This is a genomic window from Alkalihalobacillus pseudalcaliphilus (assembly GCF_028610675.1).
In the GTDB taxonomy this organism is placed as follows: Bacteria; Bacillota; Bacilli; order Bacillales; family Bacillaceae_D; genus Alkalihalobacillus; species Alkalihalobacillus pseudalcaliphilus.
On the sequence record NZ_JAQQWS010000001.1, the window covers coordinates 96,944 to 115,601 of the forward strand.

An 18,658-nucleotide genomic window follows, 5' to 3' on the forward strand; every position below is an offset into this window, starting at 1 on the left:
GAGACAGTTACTCGAGGGAAGTGAGTGAGTAAAGTAACGAAAAGAGCCGAACGAGTCAGTTACTCAAGGGAAGTGAGCGAGTAAAGTAACGAAAAGGGCCGAACGAGTCAGTTACTCGAGGGAAGTGCGTGAGTAAAGTAACGAAAAGAGTCGAACGCGACAGTTACTCGAGGGAAGTGAGCGAGTAAAGTAACGAAAAGGCACGAGCGAGACAGTTACTCGAGGGAAGTGAGTGAGTAAAGTAACGAAAAGAGCCGAACGAGTCAGTTACTCAAGGGAAGTGAGTGAGTAAAGTAACGAAAAGGCACGAACGAGTCAGTTACTCAAGGGAAGTGAGTGAGTGAAGTCACACGAAAAGGTGTGAAGGGAATAAAGAACCAGGTAACTTCAAGTCACAAACCATCACCCCTAAGTAACTTTCACATAAAACATGCATAAAGACAACTCATTTGAGGCATGATATGAATCGTAATACTACATTACAAAAGGAGGAGTATTTCATGTCTGTAATTGATAATTGGGAACAATGGAAAGACTTTTTAGGTGAGCGATTAGAGCAAGCTGAAGGTGAAGGAATGAGCCATAATGTTGTCAGTGATGTTGCTTATCAAGTTGGTGAGTATTTGGCGGCGCAAGTGGAGCCGAAAAACGAACAAGAGCGAGTATTAGCAGAACTATGGAAAGTGGCGGATGAAAGTGAACAGCACGCCATTGCAAACATGATGGTGAAGTTAGTTTCACATCACGATTAATCATAGTGTCACTTGAAGCTTTCTTTTTGAAATCAAGCAATGGATGAAAAGGGATATTTACCTTTTCATCCATTTTTTAGATTTAACTGAAAAACAAGGTCAAAAAATGTAATAAAGAGAAAACAGTGTGAAAAAAAGTCTAATTTTATAGGTGATAAATTAAAAAGGGAAGAATCGATCTCTTTTTTATGAAAATGATGATACAAACACCTTTCATTTATATGCAAGATCAATTATGATAAAAAAGAAAGAAAAAATCGCCTTAAATTGACAATCATCAACACTTTCATTAAAAAGATGATCAAGGGTAAGAAAGGTGTTTGAGATGACCGAATTAAAAGAATGGTACTTAGAATATCAAATTGTCAAAAATCGCCCTGGATTACTAGGAGATATTTCATCATTATTAGGGATGCTTTCGTTAAACATTGTCACCATTAATGGTGTAGATGATAAAAATCGAGGGATGCTAATAAAGAGTTCAGATGATGACCAAATTAAACGATTTTTAGCGATCTTAAAAACGATTGATAGTATTTCAGTGACGAAGTTTCGTGAGCCAAGGTTAAGAGATCGCCTTGCGATTAGGCATGGGAAATACATACAGAGAGATGCAGATGATCGAAAAACGTTTAGGTTTATACGATCAGAATTAGGATTGCTTGTTGATTTTATGGCAGAACTCTATAAACGCGACGGTCATTTTCTTGTAGGTGTAAGAGGCATGCCCCGAGTAGGGAAAACAGAATCCATTGTCGCCTCGAGTGTTTGTGCAAATAAACGCTGGTCATTTATCTCTTCAACTTTATTAAGACAAACAGTCAGGACCCATTTAAATGAGGATGAACAAGGTAATGATCATATCTTTATTATTGACGGGATCGTCTCAACAATGCGGGCAACTGAAAAGCATCGTGAGCTTGTGAATAAAATTATGCAATTGTCTGCAGTAAAGGTCGTTGAACATCCTGATATTTTTGTAAGAGAAACAGAATATGAGCTAGAAGATTTTGATTGTATTATTGAATTAAGAAATGACGATTCAGAGGAAATATCCTATGATTCAGTAGAATCAGGCTTTTCGTCTTTTGATATAAGTTAATGTAGTAGGTAGGTGTTAGATTATGTCAGAGCTTGGTCAACATTTAAAGTCAGTTCGTGAAGAAAAAGGAATTACTTTAGAAGACTTACAAGCAACAACAAAAATTCAGAAGCGGTATTTAGTGGCGATCGAAGAGGGAAGATTTGAAACGCTCCCAGGTGTCTTTTATGCCCGTGCGTTTGTAAAGACGTATGCGGAGTCTGTCGGGATCGACCCTGAGCAACTGTTTGATCAATTTAAGGACGAGCTTCCAAATCCACAAAAAGAAATACAATCTTTACCATCGAGAAGTGAACGTGCGTCTCATTCAAGTGTAAAACCGAATAGTCCTAGTAAAAAGAATCCTATTGTTCCGCTAATAGCAGGCTTTCTTACTATCGTCGTTTTTGTCGCTTTGGCATGGCTGATCGTCCAAGCTCTTTCTGGCAATAATGATTCAGAAGCAATGCCACCAAATGATGGTGGAGATGAAGGTGTTTTTAACGAAGACTTGTTAGATGACGACGATGACGGAGTGGAAGATGATGAACAGTCTAATGGAACGGAAGGTGAAGAAACTGAAGAAGAGCCTGAAGAACCTGAGACAGTTTCTGAATTAAACTTTGTAGAAACACAAGGCACTAGATCATTTTATGAGTTGTCAGGTACAGATGAATTAGCGATTCAATTAGTTTTTAACGATACATCTTACTTTGATATTAAGGACGAATCTGGCACTATTATAGAAGGTGGTAGTCAACCAAGTGCTGGTGCTATGCTTGAGTTTGATTTTAGTGATGAAAGTGAGATTGACATTAACTTAGGAGCTTCACAAAACGTAGAATTATATGTCAATGAAGAACGTGTTGAATTTGAGTTAGAAGCAAGTCATCAATATGTACGCATTACATTAACAGGAGAAGAAAGTTCTTAAAGATAAATCCCGCAAAGCAACCAGCTTGCGGGGTTTGTTCAGTTTACTAAAGAACAGTTTGTTTTTTATATGAAAGTGTATCTCGAGACAATGGTTAGTGCCTTGAAGTTGGCTGGTCATCCATCTTGCGACAAATGACCTTAGCAGGACAGTGTGCCTTTTTTGTTCAGCCGACTCCTAATGGTGAGCGAGTTGTAAACGGACCAGATATTTAAAAACGCCACTACTTTCATCTTTGTTGGTGGCGGAGTGAATGGGGCTTCGTCATACATAAAATACTTATGATATTTCAGTGTGATCTTTTAGTTATTTCGGCTTTTTATGTTACAATATGGAACAAGTACTTCTAATTAAATCCAATTCTATGAAAGGATTCTTGCTAGCAGTGCTTTCATACATAATCGATAATTTATAGAAGAGGTGAGAGGATGGCAAAGGAACATTCATTCGATATTGTTTCTGAAGTTAATTTACAGGAAGTCGACAATGCCATTAACCAAGCAGTGAAAGAAATCAGTACTCGTTATGATTTTAAAGGCTCTAAAAGTTCTATTGAACGTTCTGGAGAAGAGCAAATTACCGTTATTTCTGATGATGATTATAAATTAAATAGTGTTCTCGATGTTTTGAAAACTAAATTTATTAAACGAGGATTGTCTCAAAAATCGATGGAACTTGGAAAAATTGAGCCAGCATCAGGAGGGCTTGTTAGGCAACCTATTCAATTAATCAATGGGCTACCGACTGAAAAAGCAAAATTGGTTTCAAAGGTTATCCGTGATACAAAGTTAAAAGTGAAGGTGCAAATTCAAGGTGAACAAGTAAGAGTTACAGCTAAAAGTATTGATGATTTACAAGCTATTATTCAAACGATAAAAGAACAAGATTTTGATTTTGCTCTTCAGTTTGTAAATATGCGTTAATTTAGAGAAAGAAGGTTTATGGAGTGAATTTACCAAATAAAATTACAGTATCGCGAATGATATTAATCCCTATATTTATGATATTTATGTTAGCTGATTTACCGATGGGAACGTTCGTGATTTTAGGTACTGAAATCCCAGTAGGGCATTTTATAGCAGCATGTATTTTTATCTTTGCTTCAGCTACGGACTGGTTAGATGGATATTATGCAAGAAAATTAAATTTAGTGACTAACTTTGGGAAGTTTTTGGATCCATTAGCAGATAAGTTGTTAGTAACGGCTGCATTAATAGGACTAGTTCAATTAGATTTACTTGCCGGTTGGATGGCTATTGTTATCATAAGTAGAGAGTTTGCGGTAACGGGCATTCGATTAATTGCTGCTGGTGAAGGAGATGTCATCGCTGCGAGCCCTATTGCGAAATGGAAAACAACTTTTCAAATCATTGGTATCTCCGCACTGATGCTATATAACATTCCTTTTGCTGCACTTTCCTTCCCATTTGCTGATATTATGATGTGGATTGCTACGATCTTAACCATTGTTTCAGGTGTTGATTATTTTGTGAAAAATAAGCATGTTTTAGCTAATCAAGGCTAATTAAAGGGGAATAGTATGAAGGCTGAAATTATCGCGGTCGGTTCTGAGTTATTACTTGGTCAAATTACCAATACAAATGCTCAGTTCATTTCCAAACAGCTAGCAGAACTCGGAATTGATGTGTATTTTCAAACGGTTGTAGGGGATAACCAAACTAGATTATTAGAATGTCTCAACATAAGTCAAAAGCGTTCCGATCTGATTATCTTAACAGGTGGGCTTGGCCCAACGAAGGATGATTTAACGAAAGAAACGGTTGCTTCTATGTATCAAACAACTCTCGTTTCAGATGAAGTAGCTTTACAATCGATCGTTGCATTTTTTAAAAATAGAAATATCGAAATGACCGAAAATAACAAAAAACAAGCACTCGTGTTACGAGGGTCTACGGTATTGGCGAATCATTTTGGCATGGCACCCGGTATGTACTTCCAGCAAGGTTCGAAGGCTGTTGTTTTATTACCGGGACCACCGAAAGAGATGGAGCCCATGTTTATCAATGAACTTGTGCCATTATTAGAGCAGCAATTACCACAACGCGAGAAAATCTCTTCAAGAGTATTACGCTTTTTTGGTATTGGAGAATCCATACTTGAAACCAAATTAGAGCGTTTGCTTGATGCTCAGTCAAACCCTACGATTGCACCTTTAGCAAGTGATGGAGAGGTCACATTGAGGCTTACTGTTAAAGAAGCAAACGATTTAAAAGCACAAGTTTTATTAGATGAAACCGAGCAGGCTATTATGGACATTGTAGGTGAGTTTTTTTATGGATATGATCAAATAACCATAATGGACGTGCTCTTTCGTCAGCTTAAGCAAGACAAATTAACAATAGCAGCAGCAGAAAGTTTAACAGGTGGTTTATTTTCATATGAAATGACGAATTTCTCTGGTGCCTCTAGCGTTTTTGTCGGTTCAACGGTTGCTTATTCATCAAAAGTAAAGGAAAAGCAACTAAACGTGTCGAAAGAAGTAATAGAACAATTTGGCGTTGTCAGCCCTGATTGTGCCAAACAAATGGCCGTGGCTGCCAAAGAGCTATATAACAGTGATATAGCAATTAGCTTTACTGGAGTGGCAGGACCAACGAAACAAGAAAATAAAGATGTAGGGACCGTTTACATAGGGATTGTTGGTAAAGAAGCTGAGCCCATGGCTTACCCAATAGTACTGCAAGGTTCTCGCCAAGCCATCCGTGTAAGAACAGTGAAGTATGGGTGCTATTATTTGCTGAAAGAAATGAAAAGGTGGAAGATTTTGAATGACAAACTTTAATGATTTTGATATATCTGATTCAATTAGAAAAGCAATTAAAGACATGGGCTTTGAAGAGCCATCTCCGATTCAATTAAAAGCAATTCCCGTTATTTTAGAGGGTGGGGATGTCATTGGCCAAGCTCAAACAGGAACAGGTAAGACAGCGGCATTTGGAATTCCTGTCGTTGATAAAGTTACCCATGAGAAAGTAGTTCAAGCACTAATTTTAACTCCTACACGCGAACTAGCCATCCAGGTTTCTGGAGAGCTCCAAAAGTTGTCCGTCTATAACAAAATTAGAACGCTACCGATTTATGGGGGCCAGTCAATTGGTCATCAAATTAAGGCCTTAAAACAAGGTGTCCAAGTTGTTATTGGTACACCGGGGAGAATTTTAGACCATCTTAAAAGAAAAACATTAGGATTAGATAGTGTGCATACGGTTGTTTTGGATGAAGCGGATGAAATGTTAGATATGGGTTTTATTGATGACATTGAGTTAATTTTAAAGCAAGTCCAAGAGAAAAGGCAGACATTATTATTTTCGGCAACGATGCCACCAGCGATTAAAAAGCTGTCTCGAAAATATATGACGACACCAAAAATCGTTACAATTAATAAGGGTGAGGTAACGGCACCTTTAATTAACCAAATTTATTTTAAAGTTTTAGAAAGAAATAAAATTGACTCTTTATGTCGGATTATCGATAGTGAGGAGATTGAACTTGGCATCCTCTTTTGCCGGACAAAAAAAGGAGTGGCTGAGTTAACAGAAGCTCTACAAGCTCGTGGCTATTTAGCAGATGGCTTGCATGGTGACTTGACTCAATCCCAACGAGATGCGGTTATGAAAAAATTCCGTGATTCATCGATTGAATTTTTGATCGCAACAGATGTTGCCGCACGTGGTATCGACGTTGAGAATGTCACACATGTCATCAACTATGATATTCCTCAAGATCCTGAAAGCTATGTACACAGAATTGGTCGAACAGGTCGTGCTGGACGTCAAGGATTAGCATTAACACTCGTTACACCAAGAGAAATGAAACATCTTCGGTCGATTGAACATGAAATTAAAATGAGTATCCCTTCACAGGATGTTCCAACTATCGAAGAAGTGGTTGAAAAGCAACGTGATTCATGGAAAAAGCGTGTAACCGATACGATTGAATCAAGAGGAAAGGAATTTGAATTATTTGCACCTCTTGTTGAAGATATTTTACAAGAACATGCACCACAAGATGTTGTTTCTGCCTTATTAAAAATGAATTTTTCTTCGGAAACACCAAATGAAGAAGCTGGGTATAATTTTGGTGACACGGGTGGAGCAAAAGGAATGGTTCGTTTCTTTATTAACGTTGGTCGCAATGTACAGCTTACACCGAAAATTGTCGCTGATGAAGTTTCAGAGCTCGTAGGTATTTCAAGCAAAGCAATCGGACGAATTGATATTTTTGAAAACTTTACTTTTATGGAAGTACCTGAAGAGGTTGCACCTTTTGTTTATGAAGCCCTTCGATATTCCCGTATTAATGGAGCTCGAGTGAATCTTGAGCCAGCCAAACCTCGACCAAAAAGAGAAAAAAGAACACCCACTCGTTCTTAATTAATGAGGTGGATCGATCAAGCATCCACCTCTTCTCTCCTTTTTCACAAATACCGAATAAATGTTCGTAAAAACAGTTGGCAAATTCGATAAAAAGAGTTAAAATAGAAAATAGGAAACATAGATTCGCCTTTTAAAGAAACGAAGTAATGAGTAGTTTATCATTTCGGGTGAGATAACCTTATTTATTAATGAATTAATGAATATTTTAAAATAGAGGAGAGATTGTACATGAGTGAACGTAAAGCGGCTCTTGATATGGCATTGCGCCAAATCGAAAAACAGTTTGGAAAAGGTTCCATTATGAAATTAGGGGAGCAGGCTGAGCAACGTGTTTCTACCGTTTCCAGTGGAGCTCTTGCCCTTGATATCGCTCTAGGAGTAGGCGGCTATCCACGTGGAAGAATTATTGAAGTTTATGGTCCGGAGTCATCTGGTAAAACAACGGTTGCCCTTCATGCGATTGCTGAAGTACAACGTAACGGTGGACAAGCGGCGTTTATTGATGCTGAGCACGCTTTAGATCCTGTTTATGCACAAAAGCTTGGCGTTAATATTGACGAATTACTTTTATCCCAACCGGATACAGGTGAGCAGGCACTTGAAATTGCTGAAGCCTTAGTACGTAGTGGTGCAGTTGATATTATCGTTGTAGACTCAGTGGCAGCACTTGTACCCAAAGCTGAGATTGAAGGAGAAATGGGCGATAGCCATGTTGGATTACAAGCACGATTAATGTCCCAAGCGTTACGTAAGTTGTCAGGAGCTGTGAATAAATCCAAAACGATTGCGATATTTATTAACCAAATTCGTGAGAAGATCGGGGTGATGTTCGGTAACCCTGAGACAACGCCAGGTGGCCGTGCCCTGAAGTTCTATTCTTCTGTTCGTTTAGAAGTACGTCGTGCTGAAACCTTAAAGCAAGGCAATGACATGGTCGGAAACAAAACTAAAATTAAAGTTGTAAAGAATAAAGTGGCACCTCCTTTTAAACAAGCTGAAGTTGATATTATGTACGGAGAAGGAATTTCTCGTGAGGGATCGATTTTAGATATCGCGGCTGATTTAGACATTGTTCAAAAAAGCGGGGCGTGGTATTCCTATAATAATGAGCGTTTAGGACAAGGGCGTGAAAATGCTAAGATCTTCTTTAAAGAAAACCCTAGCATTACAGAAGAAGTAGAAAAGAAGATTCGTGATCATCATGGTTTAAATGGAGAAATCTTAGTTGATGCTCCTTCTGAAGATGAATTGGATGAGTTACCATTAGATTTAAAATAATAAGTGATATAGATAGATAAATGATATTGTCGGCAAAGCATAAAAGGTGTTTTTGCCGACTATTTCTATTTATCTGCGTGTATCGGTGGATGCTTATTAGCGGAATGTTCTATAATAGATCAGTAGATGACAAGCTAAAAAGATTTCGTGGTATAAAGTGTTATGTACGAACAGGAGGAAACAATGAAGTTTTTATATTTTACGGATACTCATATTCGTGGTACCTCTCCGAAAAACCGTCTCGATGATTTTGCCGAGACGTTAAAATTAAAAATCCAAGAAGTAATTGAAATAGCCAATCAAGAAAATGTTGATTTTATTATCCACGGTGGTGATGTCTTTGATAGACCCGATTTATCACCCAATGTAGTCGGCCAGTTTGCGAAGATTTTTCGTATGGCACATATGCCGATTTATGCAATATCAGGCAATCACGATACGTTTGGCCATAATCCTAACACATTATCACGAACGATGTTAGGATTATTAGATTCATTCGGTCTTATGACTATCATTCATCCACATAAGCCTATTTTAATCGAAAAAGACGGGTTGACGATTCAATTATCTGGACAACCCTATCACTATGATTTAGATCAACGGGACCCTAAATTGGATTATTACCCAATCAATGAACATGATGCTGACTATATGATTCATTTAGTTCATAGTATGCTTGTTGAAAAAGCCTTACCAGAAGGAATCCCTCATACATTGATTGACCATATATGGGGGACGACTGCTGATATATTGTTCACTGGACATTATCATGGCGGCTTTGGTATTAAGGAACGCGAAGGGACGTATATTTGTAATCCTGGTGCGATCGCTCGAGTAAATAATCATTGGTCAGAGTTAAGCCGAATGCCAAAGATTATAGTAGGAGAACTAACGAAAGAGCGAATAGATTTGAAAGAACAAGTGTTAAAAACAGCACAGTCAGGCGAGCGTGTTTTAGATCGGAGCTTTTTGGAAAAAGCCGTACATCAAGAAGAGAAGTTGCATGAGTTCATTCAGCAGGTGAAAGAGCAAACCGAGTTTCAAAGTTTACAAATGTCTGAGATTATTCAAGAGTTAGCGACGATGTCAGATGTTGATGAAACGGTTAAACAAGAGGCTTTGAGAAGAATTACGGCCGTTGAAGAAGCTTGGAAGGGGGAGGAATATGAATAATCTTGTCTCGATTAGGTTAGAAAACTTCCAATCCCATCTTGATACGTGGGTTGATTTTGATGTAGGCTTAAATGTGATCGTCGGTCAGTCCGATAGTGGAAAGACCGCGATTATTCGAGCGATTCAATGGGCCCTATACAACTTGCCAAGAGGAACAGATTTTATTCGGGTAGGAGCCAATTTTGTACGAGTAACCTTACAATTTGAAGGTGGAATTACGATAATTCGTGAGCGAACTAGCTCCAAAAATCGGTATATGATTCAGAAGCCGAATGAGGAAGAATTGATTTTAGAAGGGTTTGGTACACAAGTTCCTAAAGAGGTCTTAGAGGCTCATGGCATGTATCCATTACGTGTAGATCGGGATAATGAGTTATATTTACATGTCGCCAAGCAATTAGACGGTCCCTTCTTGTTAGAACAAGCTGGGTCGGTACGAGCCAAAACGATTGGTCGGATAAGTGGTGCTCACTATTTAGATATGGCAATTCGAGATACTTCTAAAGATGTGGCTTCATTACAGCAACGTAAAAAACAAGGTCAGGAAACGGTTGACCAATTGGTGACTCAGCTTAAACCATACGAAGAGTTAGAAAAGTCTAAGCGACAGTTAGAGAAATCAGAGTTACTTTTGGAACAAATTGAGCAAAAACGAAAAAAACTTGATAAATGGAAGGAATTAATTGTTCTTTATCAAAGGCAGCAGGCTGAGAAGTTAGTCATGCAGCGAACATTACAAACTGTAGAAGATGTTCATTTGTGGGAAGTGAATAATCAAAAATTAGCACAAATGCTTGTAAAATTAAAAGAGCTGCAGCGTAAACGGAGCTATGTCGAAGAAACGAGAAAGAATCGCTTAATTTGTGAACAGTGGATTCATAAAACAAAGGACATAGATCAAATACAAACACTATACGATCGAGTCTTCGATTCAAATCATAAACGCTTGAACTTATTCAAATTAGGTCGTCAATATCAACTTTTTATAAATCAAAGTAAAGAATCAAAAGAGCAGCTTCGGTTATCTGACTTTATTAAAGAAGAGCCGATTGAACAAATCGATCGAATTGCTAGACTTGTTGATAAGAGTAAGAAATTAAAGCAATTACAAGTTATAGTCGCCAGACATTCTGCAGAGAAGAAAAAGGCCAAGAGAGAACATGAAAATTATCGTGATTTAACGGATGTTCAGCAAAGAATAGAACAAATCAGTCAACTAACCCAACGTTTTATCGTATTAAATGGCTTTGTTACAAGGCATAAAGAATTAGATGAACGTTTGCATAATGGTAAACAATTTATTGAAAGTAAGCTTAATGAATTACAGACATTAGAGCTTGAATATGAGCAAGAGTTATTACAAAGAGGCACATGCCCGGTCTGTGGTCAAGAAGTGAAGGAATTGATTGAAAAGTAAGGAGAGATGATTGGAATGAATCACGAACATATAGAACAAGATTTAACGAAAATGAAACGTACGATTGAACAAGCTAAGGATATGCGTTATCGAGCAGAGGCTAAGCTTGAAGAATTGGAAAACCAAGAAAAACGATTACTTGCCGAGCTTGATGAGTTAGGTGTTAAGCCAGAGAATTTAGATCATGAAATCGAAAGCCTTGAAAAGGAAATTGAGCAAGCCTTAGAGGAGGCATGGTCATTAATACCAAAGGAACTCATGAAGAATGACTAGTTACTCAAAAGAAATTGCGGAGTTGAAAAAGCAAATCCAAGAAAAAAATCATGAATGGATACGACACGACGCAAGAAAAAAGTTGTTATTAGAGCAACTAGAGAAAAAGGAACAAGAACTAAATCAGTACGAAGAAACGATTGATATTTATGAGAAAGCAAGGGTTCTGTTACAGCAATCAGCTGAATATGCAAGAGAGCAAGCTAAGCAGCAGATGGAAAATCTAGTGACAAACGCCCTGCAGTATGTTTTTGGTCCACTTTTTTCTTTTGTGATTGAAATAGAAGAGCATGGCAGTCGTGCTGTCGCTGAATTTTATGTGGTAACGGATTATGAAGGTGTTCAAGTAAAAACAAAACCACAGGATTCAAGAGGTGGAGGGGTCGTGGATATCGTAACACTGGCTTTGCGTGTCGCCTTAATCGAAACGATTCAGCCAAAACTACGCGGTGCCTTGTTATTAGATGAACCTGGAAAGCATGTTTCGGGCGAGTATGTGCATTATTTATATGATTTTCTTAAATCGCTCAGTATGATGTTTGAACGCCAAGTAATTATGATTACGCACAATCACCATCTTGCTGAATCAGGTGATAAGGCCTATCAGGTTACCATACGAGATGGTGTGAGTGAGGTGCTAGTTCTTGACAACTCTTGACAATCGTGTATACGAGCTTTACAATTATATGGTATGCGGGTGATTATTTTATCCTTTTTCCGCATATAAACAAAATGGTTAGAAACATAATAAACATGATTATTTGCATGTATGGAACCAACAATTAGATAGCAAGAGGAGGTGAAAGAGTGGATGGTTTAACAAGTGGTTTCCTCTTCCCTGCTTTGCTTGTTGTCGCCGTATTAATCGGTGCAGTTGTTGGATATCTTGTTCGAAAATCCATTGCAGAAGCGAAAATTTCAAGTGCGGAGCAAGCCGCCAAACAAATTGTGGAAGACGCGAAGCGCGATGCTGAATCTAGTCGAAAAGAAGCGATCTTAGAAGCGAAGGATGAAATTCATCAAATTCGTACCGAAGCTGAAAGTGAAGTTCGTGAACGACGAAATGAGATTCAAAAACAAGAGAATCGTTTGGTACAAAAAGAAGAGATCCTAGACCGTAAGAGTGAAACTTTGGACAAAAAAGAAGAAGCTTTGGATAAAAGGGAGGAATCTCTCACCAAAAAACAACGACAAGTTGAAGAAACGGAAAGCAAGATTGAGGAAATCGTACAAAAACAAAAAGATGAGCTGGAGCGCATCTCTGGATTTACTCGTGAAGAAGCACGAGAATCTATCCGGAACGAACTAGAAGGTGAGCTAGCTCATGAGACAGCTATTTTCATTAAAGAAAGAATGACACAAGCAAAAGAAGAGGCAGATAAAAAGGCTAGAGAAATTTTATCATTAGCCCTTCAACGTTGTTCTGCTGATCATGTGGCAGAAACAACCGTTTCCGTAGTCACTCTTCCAAATGATGAGATGAAAGGTCGAATTATCGGTCGTGAGGGTCGAAATATTCGAGCATTAGAAACGTTAACAGGTATTGATTTAATTATTGATGATACACCTGAAGCGGTAATTTTATCCGGCTTTGATCCAATTCGCCGTGAAATTGCTCGTGCAGCATTAGAGAAACTAGTTCAAGATGGACGAATTCATCCTGCTCGAATTGAAGAAATGGTGGATAAGTCAAGAAGAGAAGTGGACGAGGCAATCCGCGAATATGGTGAGCAAGCAACCTTTGAGATGGGTATTCATGGTTTACACCCTGATTTAATTAAGATTTTAGGTCGTCTCAAATTCAGAACAAGCTATGGACAAAATGTTCTTAAGCACTCGACAGAAGTTGCTTATTTAGCTGGTTTAATGGCTGCTGAACTTGGTGAAGATGTCAAGCTTGCCAAACGTGCTGGCTTACTTCATGATATCGGTAAAGCGATTGACCATGAAGTCGAAGGTAGTCATGTTGAGATTGGTGTTGAGCTGGCAAGTAAATATAAAGAGCATCCAGTCGTGATCAATGCGATTGCTTCCCATCATGGTGATGTAGAATCAACATCTGTCATCTCGACGATTGTGGCGGCAGCAGATGCCCTTTCTGCAGCAAGACCTGGAGCAAGACGTGAGACTTTAGAAACGTATATTAAACGACTTGAGAAACTTGAAGAGATCTCGGAATCGTTTGACGGCGTTGAAAAAACTTATGCGATTCAAGCTGGGCGTGAAGTACGTATTATGGTTCGCCCTGATGTAGTTGACGATGCTCTAGCGCATAAATTAGCTCGAGAAATTACGAAGAAAATAGAAGATGAACTTGACTATCCTGGTCATATTCGTGTTACAGTAATTCGTGAAACAAGAGCCGTTGAATATGCAAAATAAAAAAGCGACAATTGTCGCTTTTTTATTTTGGGCAAATGGATATATGGGTGTAGATGACGAAGAGAGAAAGATCGATTATACTATTGAAAGACTAATGATAGAAATGAGGATGTTATGAGAATTTTATTTGTTGGTGACGTAGTTGGCTCACCAGGTAGAGCAATGGTAGATGAATATCTGCCCAGATTAAAACAGAAATACAAACCTACTTTGACTATTATAAATGGGGAGAACGCTGCATCTGGTAAAGGCATTACTGAAAAAATATATAAAGGGTTTTTAGATGCAGGAGCTCAAGCTATTACATTAGGAAATCATAGTTTTGATAAAAAGGAAATTTTTGATTTTATTGATGATGCCAAAAATCTTGTTCGACCTGCCAATTATCCCCCGGGTGTTCCAGGTAAAGGTTATACGTTTGTGAAAATTAATCAAATTGAGGTTGCCGTTATTAATTTAATGGGAAGGACTTTTTTACCGCCTATTGATTGTCCTTTTAGAAAAGCCGATCAAATTTTAGCAGAAGTGAAAAAAAGAACACCATATATTTTTGTTGATTTCCATGCTGAGGCCACAAGTGAAAAGCAGGCAATGGGGTGGTATTTAGATGGAAAAGTGACGGCTGTAGTAGGTACTCATACGCATGTGCAAACGGCCGATGAACGGATTTTACCGGAAGGGACAGCTTATATCACTGATGTTGGGATGACAGGTCCGTATGACGGGATTTTAGGTGTAGAAAAAGATGTTATCATTCAGCGATTTTTAACAAGTTTACCAGCAAGGTTTGAAGTAACGCATGGAAGGGAACAATTAAACGGAGTGGTAATTGATGTCGACCCGAAGACGGGGTTAGCAAAATCAATTCAACGAATTCTTATTAATGAAGATCAGCCCTTCTTTTCTATATAATCAGACTAAAGAATGATTCTTTAGAAATTTATATGTGAAAGCAGGAATATGTCTTGATTTTGCGAAATATTAATAACTATCGGCATCTCTTGTACAATATCACCCAAGAGTGTATGTTCAATTGGTTTACCTTTTGTCCACGTCTTAGCTAGAACGATTATTTAGTCGTCATAAAAGGAGGTACAAGAAATGGAAGTTTTAAAAGTTTCAGCAAAATCCACACCAAATTCTGTCGCTGGTGCTCTAGCTGGAGTCATTCGTGAACGAGGAGCAGCGGAAATTCAAGCGATTGGAGCAGGAGCCCTGAACCAATCAATTAAAGCGATTGCGATTGCACGAGGGTTTGTCGCACCGAGTGGAATTGACTTAGTTTGTATTCCTGCTTTCACTGATATTGAAATTGATGGTGAAGAGCGAACGGCGATTAAACTGATTGTTGAGCCAAGATAATTGCCGTAACAACATGAATGTGTATCAGCATATGGCTGGCCATAGGAAGAGATTCTTCTTATGGCTTTTTTATGGTGTCTTTGACGATTTATGGGCGACATAGAAGATTCATTGTTTTTCAAGATAAAGACAAGTATAATATACTATTGAATGTTTCCATTTTGTTGATTCGTTTCACCTATCTTTCTGTAGTTCTAGTTATGATAGGTTTTGATATTGAAGGAAAGGGAGTTTTTTCATGAATGAAGAACAAAGATTAGGGAGTCATGGAAATACAGAAGAGTCTTCCGAAAAGGACGTAAAATCCTCGAACGGAAAAGCTAAAGACTATAGTAAGTATTTCGATTTTTCTAATGCCAAAATAATCTCGGAAGATGGAAATAAAAAAGTGATTCGAATTCAGGGTCGAGAGATCTCTATTTTAGATCAACCAGATTATAAGCAAGGAAAGCGTCGTGGCAAAGAGGATATTCAGGTAATTCGTCCAGACTCTTTAATCCCAGATGATATGAAACATATTGGTGTAGGAAAAAAGTTTATGATTCGCACATATGGCTGTCAAATGAATGTTCATGACTCAGAGAATATGAGCGGGTTATTATTAGAAATGGGGTTTTCTGAAACGGATCGTACTGAGGATGCCGATGTCATTCTTCTAAATACGTGTGCGATACGTGAAAATGCTGAGAATAAAGTGTTTGGTGAAATCGGTCATTTGAAAACATTAAAGCAAGAACGCCCTGAGTTAATTCTTGGTATTTGTGGCTGTATGTCACAGGAAGAAAGTGTCGTCAATCGGATTATGCAAAAGCATCAGCATATGGATTTAATCTTTGGGACTCATAATATCCATCGCTTACCACATTTGCTTAAGGAAGCTATTTTTGGTAAAGAAATGGTCATTGAGGTTTGGTCAAAAGAAGGCGATATTATTGAAAACATGCCACGAGAAAGAAAAGGAAAGACGCAAGCCTGGGTTAATATAATGTATGGCTGTGATAAGTTCTGTACATACTGTATCGTGCCTTATACACGGGGGAAGGAAAGAAGTAGACGTCCTGAAGATATCATTGAGGAAGTGCGTAATTTAGCGAGACAAGGTTATAAAGAAATTACATTACTTGGACAAAATGTGAATGCTTACGGGAAGGATTTAAAGGATATCGATTATCGATTAGGACATTTAATGGATGATATCCATAAAATTGATATCCCTCGTGTAAGGTTTACAACAAGTCACCCTCGTGATTTTGATGATCACCTTATTCAAGTACTTGCTAAAGGTGGCAATTTAGTTGAACATATTCATTTACCTGTACAGCATGGGAATTCACAAATACTCAAGCTGATGGCACGTAAGTATTCTCGTGAACAATATATTGAGTTAGCAAATAAAATTAAAGACACGATTCCTAATGCTTCGTTTACAACCGATTTAATTGTTGGTTTTCCAAACGAAACCGAAGAACAATTTGAGGATACATTATCATTAGTACGTGAGATTGAATTTGATAGTGCGTTTACGTATATTTATTCGCCTCGTGAAGGTACACCTGCAGCAAAAATGAAAGACAATGTCCCTGACGAAGTGAAAAAGGAACGACTTGCTCGTTTAAATGCATTAGTTAACGAGATCTCTGCAAAGAAAAACCTTGATTATGAAGGGAAAGTTGTAGAGGTTCTTGTAGAAGGTGAAAGTAAGAAAAATCCGGACGTTCTAGCAGGGCGTACACGGACGAATCGTTTAGTGAATTTTAGAGGTCCAAAATCGGCCATAGGAACAATCGTGTATGTGAAAGTTACGGATGTAAAAACGTGGTCATTAAGTGGAGAGTTAGTTCAATCAGTGGAGGTAACGAAATAATGGAAGCAAAGTATACTAGACAAGATATAATTGAAAAAGCAAAAGACTTAGCCGTGATGATGGCTCAAACAGAAGAGGTTGATTTTTTTAAGAAGGCAGAGAAAAAGATTAATGAGCACCTTCGTGTTCAAGAATTAATCGCACAAATTAAGAAGTTACAAAAAGAAGCGGTTAATTTAAAGCATTATCAGAAAGGTGAAGCTTTAAAGCAAACAGAAGCAAAGATTGAGGAATTGCAGACGGAAATTGAGGAAATCCCACTTGTGCAAGAATTCCAACAAAGTCAAGCCGATGTCAATGACCTTCTTCAAATTGTGACAAATGCCATTTCACGAAAAATTACAGAAGAAGTAATTATTTCAATGGGTGGCGATGTCCAAAAAGGAACAACGATGAAAAACCCTCTTATTCAAGATTCATGTGAAAAATAAGTAAATGGAACCAGGAAGGCGTCGAGGGCTTTTCTGGTTTTTTCTAATGTAAACAAAATGATAGCCTCAATCTTTAGTAAGTGCTGAAGTAGTGGTAGTCACGTTTTCTCGAAGATAGATGGGATTTTATTCTGCCGTCACGGCGAAGTTGGCCCACATTTCCTGCTTTTCACTGTGAGTATACCTCAATCTCACTGCCATATTAGTTTTCTTACATTCATAGAAAACTTAAAAAAAGACCAGGGTTACTGGTCTTTAATTTTTTTCCATTTCTTGATGAAGGAAATTTGGGTCGAGACGCTCGAATTCTTCATCGCTCACTTCATCCTCTTCATCATCCGACGCGAATGTTCGAATGACTCCATCTGGATTGCAAGCAACAGAGATTTTCGTTTCTCCAATACATTCAACTAAAAATTCACGTTCAACTTGTACGGCAACACGATTTCCATCCTCTGCAATCGTTGCTTCTAAAGTGTTTGGCTGTTGGATAGCCTCTGCTAAGACTTCCATGTTTGTAGATAACACATTTTGGTCACGCTCTGTTAATTCAATAATGTCTGTAAAGGTGACTGTTTGCGAAACGACCTCCGTCTTCGTATTATTAGCATACGAAAACCAAACATTAATGTCATAACTACCTGTTACTTCAACATTTTCACCTTTTTGTGCTGCATCATATTTGTGGTTAATGACCCAGCAACCAAGAATGCTCGTAGGCCTGTTTGTCGGTTTAATATGATGGGTAGCTTCTGAGAATTTACGTCCTCTCCCGCATACGGCTTTTGTTATGATCTCTCGATAATTAAAATCATTTTGAGCCATGTTCACATTACCCTCCTCTTAATCATTTAATCTAAGTAGTTCGTAGCTTTGTGGCTTAACATCGTTCGCCTAGCCAAACTATTCACTGACATCCTATGCAGGACAAATGACTAGTGTTCCAAATTTCCTCATGATAAAAAATTCATTATCTTTATCACGATATGATAAACATAACTAAATTAGACGTTATGCCAAATAAAAAACCATTAAGAAATTCTAAATCAATTATGAACAATTGGATGAATCTGGCATATATCAAACAGGAGAGAAAAGAATTTTAGTAGTGTAAGGAAAGAGGGAAGAAACAACTAACACAAGAAAAAGTTAGGGTTTGAGCTCCAGAAACAATTAGCCAGATTCACTTCGCCACCAACAAATATGAAAGTTTGTTTTTGTTCTTTGTAAGAATGATTATGAACCTGAGAATTAGATGTAATCCAGCGGATCGTAATTTTCGGTAGCGACAAGTAACGCTCTATGTTCGCACCA

19 protein-coding genes are annotated in these 18,658 nt (G+C 38.1%); 18 read left to right on the forward strand and 1 reads right to left on the reverse strand.

The features are described from left to right. The first annotated feature begins 500 nt into the window (after window positions 1-500). The 18 genes from PQ479_RS00490 to PQ479_RS00575 all read left to right on the forward strand — a co-directional run bounded on the left by PQ479_RS00490 (window position 501) and on the right by PQ479_RS00575 (window position 17,344). Window positions 501-752, forward strand: a complete 252-nt coding sequence (locus tag PQ479_RS00490; protein WP_047987938.1) for a DUF3243 domain-containing protein — start codon at window positions 501-503, stop codon at window positions 750-752. Between the two features lie 325 nt (window positions 753-1,077). After that, the gene (locus PQ479_RS00495) at window positions 1,078-1,854 is read left to right on the forward strand and encodes a YmfK family protein (RefSeq protein WP_047987939.1); all 777 of its coding nucleotides are present in this window, start codon (window positions 1,078-1,080) and stop codon (window positions 1,852-1,854) included. 22 nt (window positions 1,855-1,876) lie between these two features. Next, window positions 1,877-2,767: a helix-turn-helix domain-containing protein gene (locus tag PQ479_RS00500; RefSeq protein WP_047987940.1), complete on the forward strand. Its 891-nt coding sequence runs from the start codon at window positions 1,877-1,879 to the stop codon at window positions 2,765-2,767. 428 nt (window positions 2,768-3,195) lie between these two features. Next, window positions 3,196-3,690, forward strand: coding sequence for a YajQ family cyclic di-GMP-binding protein (locus PQ479_RS00505; RefSeq protein WP_047987941.1), 495 nt, complete (start codon window positions 3,196-3,198; stop codon window positions 3,688-3,690). A 23-nt stretch (window positions 3,691-3,713) separates the two neighbouring features. Beyond that, a complete protein-coding gene (pgsA, locus tag PQ479_RS00510) occupies window positions 3,714-4,292 on the forward strand; it encodes a CDP-diacylglycerol--glycerol-3-phosphate 3-phosphatidyltransferase (protein WP_047987942.1) in 579 nt (192 codons plus the stop codon). Window positions 4,293-4,307: 15 nt separating this feature from the next. Further along, a complete protein-coding gene (locus PQ479_RS00515) occupies window positions 4,308-5,570 on the forward strand; it encodes a competence/damage-inducible protein A (RefSeq protein ID WP_047987943.1) in 1,263 nt (420 codons plus the stop codon). After that, window positions 5,557-7,161, forward strand: a complete 1,605-nt coding sequence (locus tag PQ479_RS00520; protein WP_047987944.1) for a DEAD/DEAH box helicase — start codon at window positions 5,557-5,559, stop codon at window positions 7,159-7,161. Before PQ479_RS00515 ends, PQ479_RS00520 begins: the two co-directional genes overlap by 14 nt. A gap of 231 nt (window positions 7,162-7,392) precedes the next feature. Beyond that, complete coding sequence (recA, locus tag PQ479_RS00525) at window positions 7,393-8,442, forward strand: recombinase RecA (RefSeq protein WP_047987945.1); 1,050 nt, start codon at window positions 7,393-7,395, stop codon at window positions 8,440-8,442. 183 nt (window positions 8,443-8,625) lie between these two features. Beyond that, the gene (locus tag PQ479_RS00530; RefSeq protein ID WP_047987946.1) at window positions 8,626-9,615 is read left to right on the forward strand and encodes a metallophosphoesterase family protein; all 990 of its coding nucleotides are present in this window, start codon (window positions 8,626-8,628) and stop codon (window positions 9,613-9,615) included. Beyond that, a complete protein-coding gene (locus PQ479_RS00535; RefSeq protein WP_047987947.1) occupies window positions 9,608-11,032 on the forward strand; it encodes an AAA family ATPase in 1,425 nt (474 codons plus the stop codon). The genes PQ479_RS00530 and PQ479_RS00535 overlap by 8 nt, the downstream gene beginning before the upstream one ends. A 15-nt stretch (window positions 11,033-11,047) precedes the next feature. Then, on the forward strand, window positions 11,048-11,305 hold the full coding sequence (locus tag PQ479_RS00540) for a hypothetical protein (RefSeq protein WP_047987948.1): 258 nt from the start codon (window positions 11,048-11,050) through the stop codon (window positions 11,303-11,305). Beyond that, window positions 11,298-11,963: an ATPase gene (locus PQ479_RS00545; RefSeq protein WP_047987949.1), complete on the forward strand. Its 666-nt coding sequence runs from the start codon at window positions 11,298-11,300 to the stop codon at window positions 11,961-11,963. The genes PQ479_RS00540 and PQ479_RS00545 overlap by 8 nt, the downstream gene beginning before the upstream one ends. 149 nt (window positions 11,964-12,112) lie before the next feature. Beyond that, window positions 12,113-13,687, forward strand: a complete 1,575-nt coding sequence (rny, locus tag PQ479_RS00550) for a ribonuclease Y (RefSeq protein WP_047987950.1) — start codon at window positions 12,113-12,115, stop codon at window positions 13,685-13,687. Further along, on the forward strand, window positions 13,677-13,805 hold the full coding sequence (locus PQ479_RS00555) for a hypothetical protein (RefSeq protein ID WP_273716689.1): 129 nt from the start codon (window positions 13,677-13,679) through the stop codon (window positions 13,803-13,805). The genes rny and PQ479_RS00555 overlap by 11 nt, the downstream gene beginning before the upstream one ends. Further along, window positions 13,802-14,599, forward strand: a complete 798-nt coding sequence (locus PQ479_RS00560) for a TIGR00282 family metallophosphoesterase (protein ID WP_047987951.1) — start codon at window positions 13,802-13,804, stop codon at window positions 14,597-14,599. The genes PQ479_RS00555 and PQ479_RS00560 overlap by 4 nt, the downstream gene beginning before the upstream one ends. Window positions 14,600-14,788: 189 nt before the next feature. After that, window positions 14,789-15,049, forward strand: a complete 261-nt coding sequence (locus tag PQ479_RS00565; RefSeq protein ID WP_010898529.1) for a stage V sporulation protein S — start codon at window positions 14,789-14,791, stop codon at window positions 15,047-15,049. A 238-nt stretch (window positions 15,050-15,287) separates the two neighbouring features. Next, window positions 15,288-16,913 (forward strand): tRNA (N6-isopentenyl adenosine(37)-C2)-methylthiotransferase MiaB, encoded by a 1,626-nt coding sequence (miaB, locus tag PQ479_RS00570; RefSeq protein ID WP_047987952.1) that lies wholly within the window; start codon window positions 15,288-15,290, stop codon window positions 16,911-16,913. Further along, window positions 16,913-17,344: a YlbF/YmcA family competence regulator gene (locus PQ479_RS00575; protein ID WP_047987953.1), complete on the forward strand. Its 432-nt coding sequence runs from the start codon at window positions 16,913-16,915 to the stop codon at window positions 17,342-17,344. Before miaB ends, PQ479_RS00575 begins: the two co-directional genes overlap by 1 nt. A 255-nt stretch (window positions 17,345-17,599) precedes the next feature. Here the strand turns inward: PQ479_RS00575 and PQ479_RS00580 are convergent, their stop codons facing one another. Beyond that, window positions 17,600-18,169, reverse strand: a complete 570-nt coding sequence (locus PQ479_RS00580) for an outer spore coat protein CotE (protein ID WP_047987954.1) — start codon at window positions 18,167-18,169, stop codon at window positions 17,600-17,602. Between the last annotated feature and the right edge of the window lie 489 nt (window positions 18,170-18,658).

Coding starts and splice junctions, on each gene's coding strand:
- PQ479_RS00540 (WP_047987948.1), top strand. CDS start 11,048: ATGAATCACGAACATATAGAACAAGATTTAACGAAAATGAAACGTACG.
- PQ479_RS00560 (WP_047987951.1), top strand. CDS start 13,802: ATGAGAATTTTATTTGTTGGTGACGTAGTTGGCTCACCAGGTAGAGCA.
- PQ479_RS00515 (WP_047987943.1), top strand. CDS start 4,308: ATGAAGGCTGAAATTATCGCGGTCGGTTCTGAGTTATTACTTGGTCAA.
- miaB (WP_047987952.1), top strand. CDS start 15,288: ATGAATGAAGAACAAAGATTAGGGAGTCATGGAAATACAGAAGAGTCT.
- PQ479_RS00520 (WP_047987944.1), top strand. CDS start 5,557: ATGACAAACTTTAATGATTTTGATATATCTGATTCAATTAGAAAAGCA.
- PQ479_RS00535 (WP_047987947.1), top strand. CDS start 9,608: ATGAATAATCTTGTCTCGATTAGGTTAGAAAACTTCCAATCCCATCTT.
- PQ479_RS00545 (WP_047987949.1), top strand. CDS start 11,298: ATGACTAGTTACTCAAAAGAAATTGCGGAGTTGAAAAAGCAAATCCAA.
- PQ479_RS00555 (WP_273716689.1), top strand. CDS start 13,677: ATGCAAAATAAAAAAGCGACAATTGTCGCTTTTTTATTTTGGGCAAAT.
- PQ479_RS00575 (WP_047987953.1), top strand. CDS start 16,913: ATGGAAGCAAAGTATACTAGACAAGATATAATTGAAAAAGCAAAAGAC.
- PQ479_RS00500 (WP_047987940.1), top strand. CDS start 1,877: ATGTCAGAGCTTGGTCAACATTTAAAGTCAGTTCGTGAAGAAAAAGGA.
- recA (WP_047987945.1), top strand. CDS start 7,393: ATGAGTGAACGTAAAGCGGCTCTTGATATGGCATTGCGCCAAATCGAA.
- PQ479_RS00580 (WP_047987954.1), bottom strand. CDS start 18,169: ATGGCTCAAAATGATTTTAATTATCGAGAGATCATAACAAAAGCCGTA.
- PQ479_RS00530 (WP_047987946.1), top strand. CDS start 8,626: ATGAAGTTTTTATATTTTACGGATACTCATATTCGTGGTACCTCTCCG.
- PQ479_RS00490 (WP_047987938.1), top strand. CDS start 501: ATGTCTGTAATTGATAATTGGGAACAATGGAAAGACTTTTTAGGTGAG.
- PQ479_RS00565 (WP_010898529.1), top strand. CDS start 14,789: ATGGAAGTTTTAAAAGTTTCAGCAAAATCCACACCAAATTCTGTCGCT.
- PQ479_RS00505 (WP_047987941.1), top strand. CDS start 3,196: ATGGCAAAGGAACATTCATTCGATATTGTTTCTGAAGTTAATTTACAG.
- PQ479_RS00495 (WP_047987939.1), top strand. CDS start 1,078: ATGACCGAATTAAAAGAATGGTACTTAGAATATCAAATTGTCAAAAAT.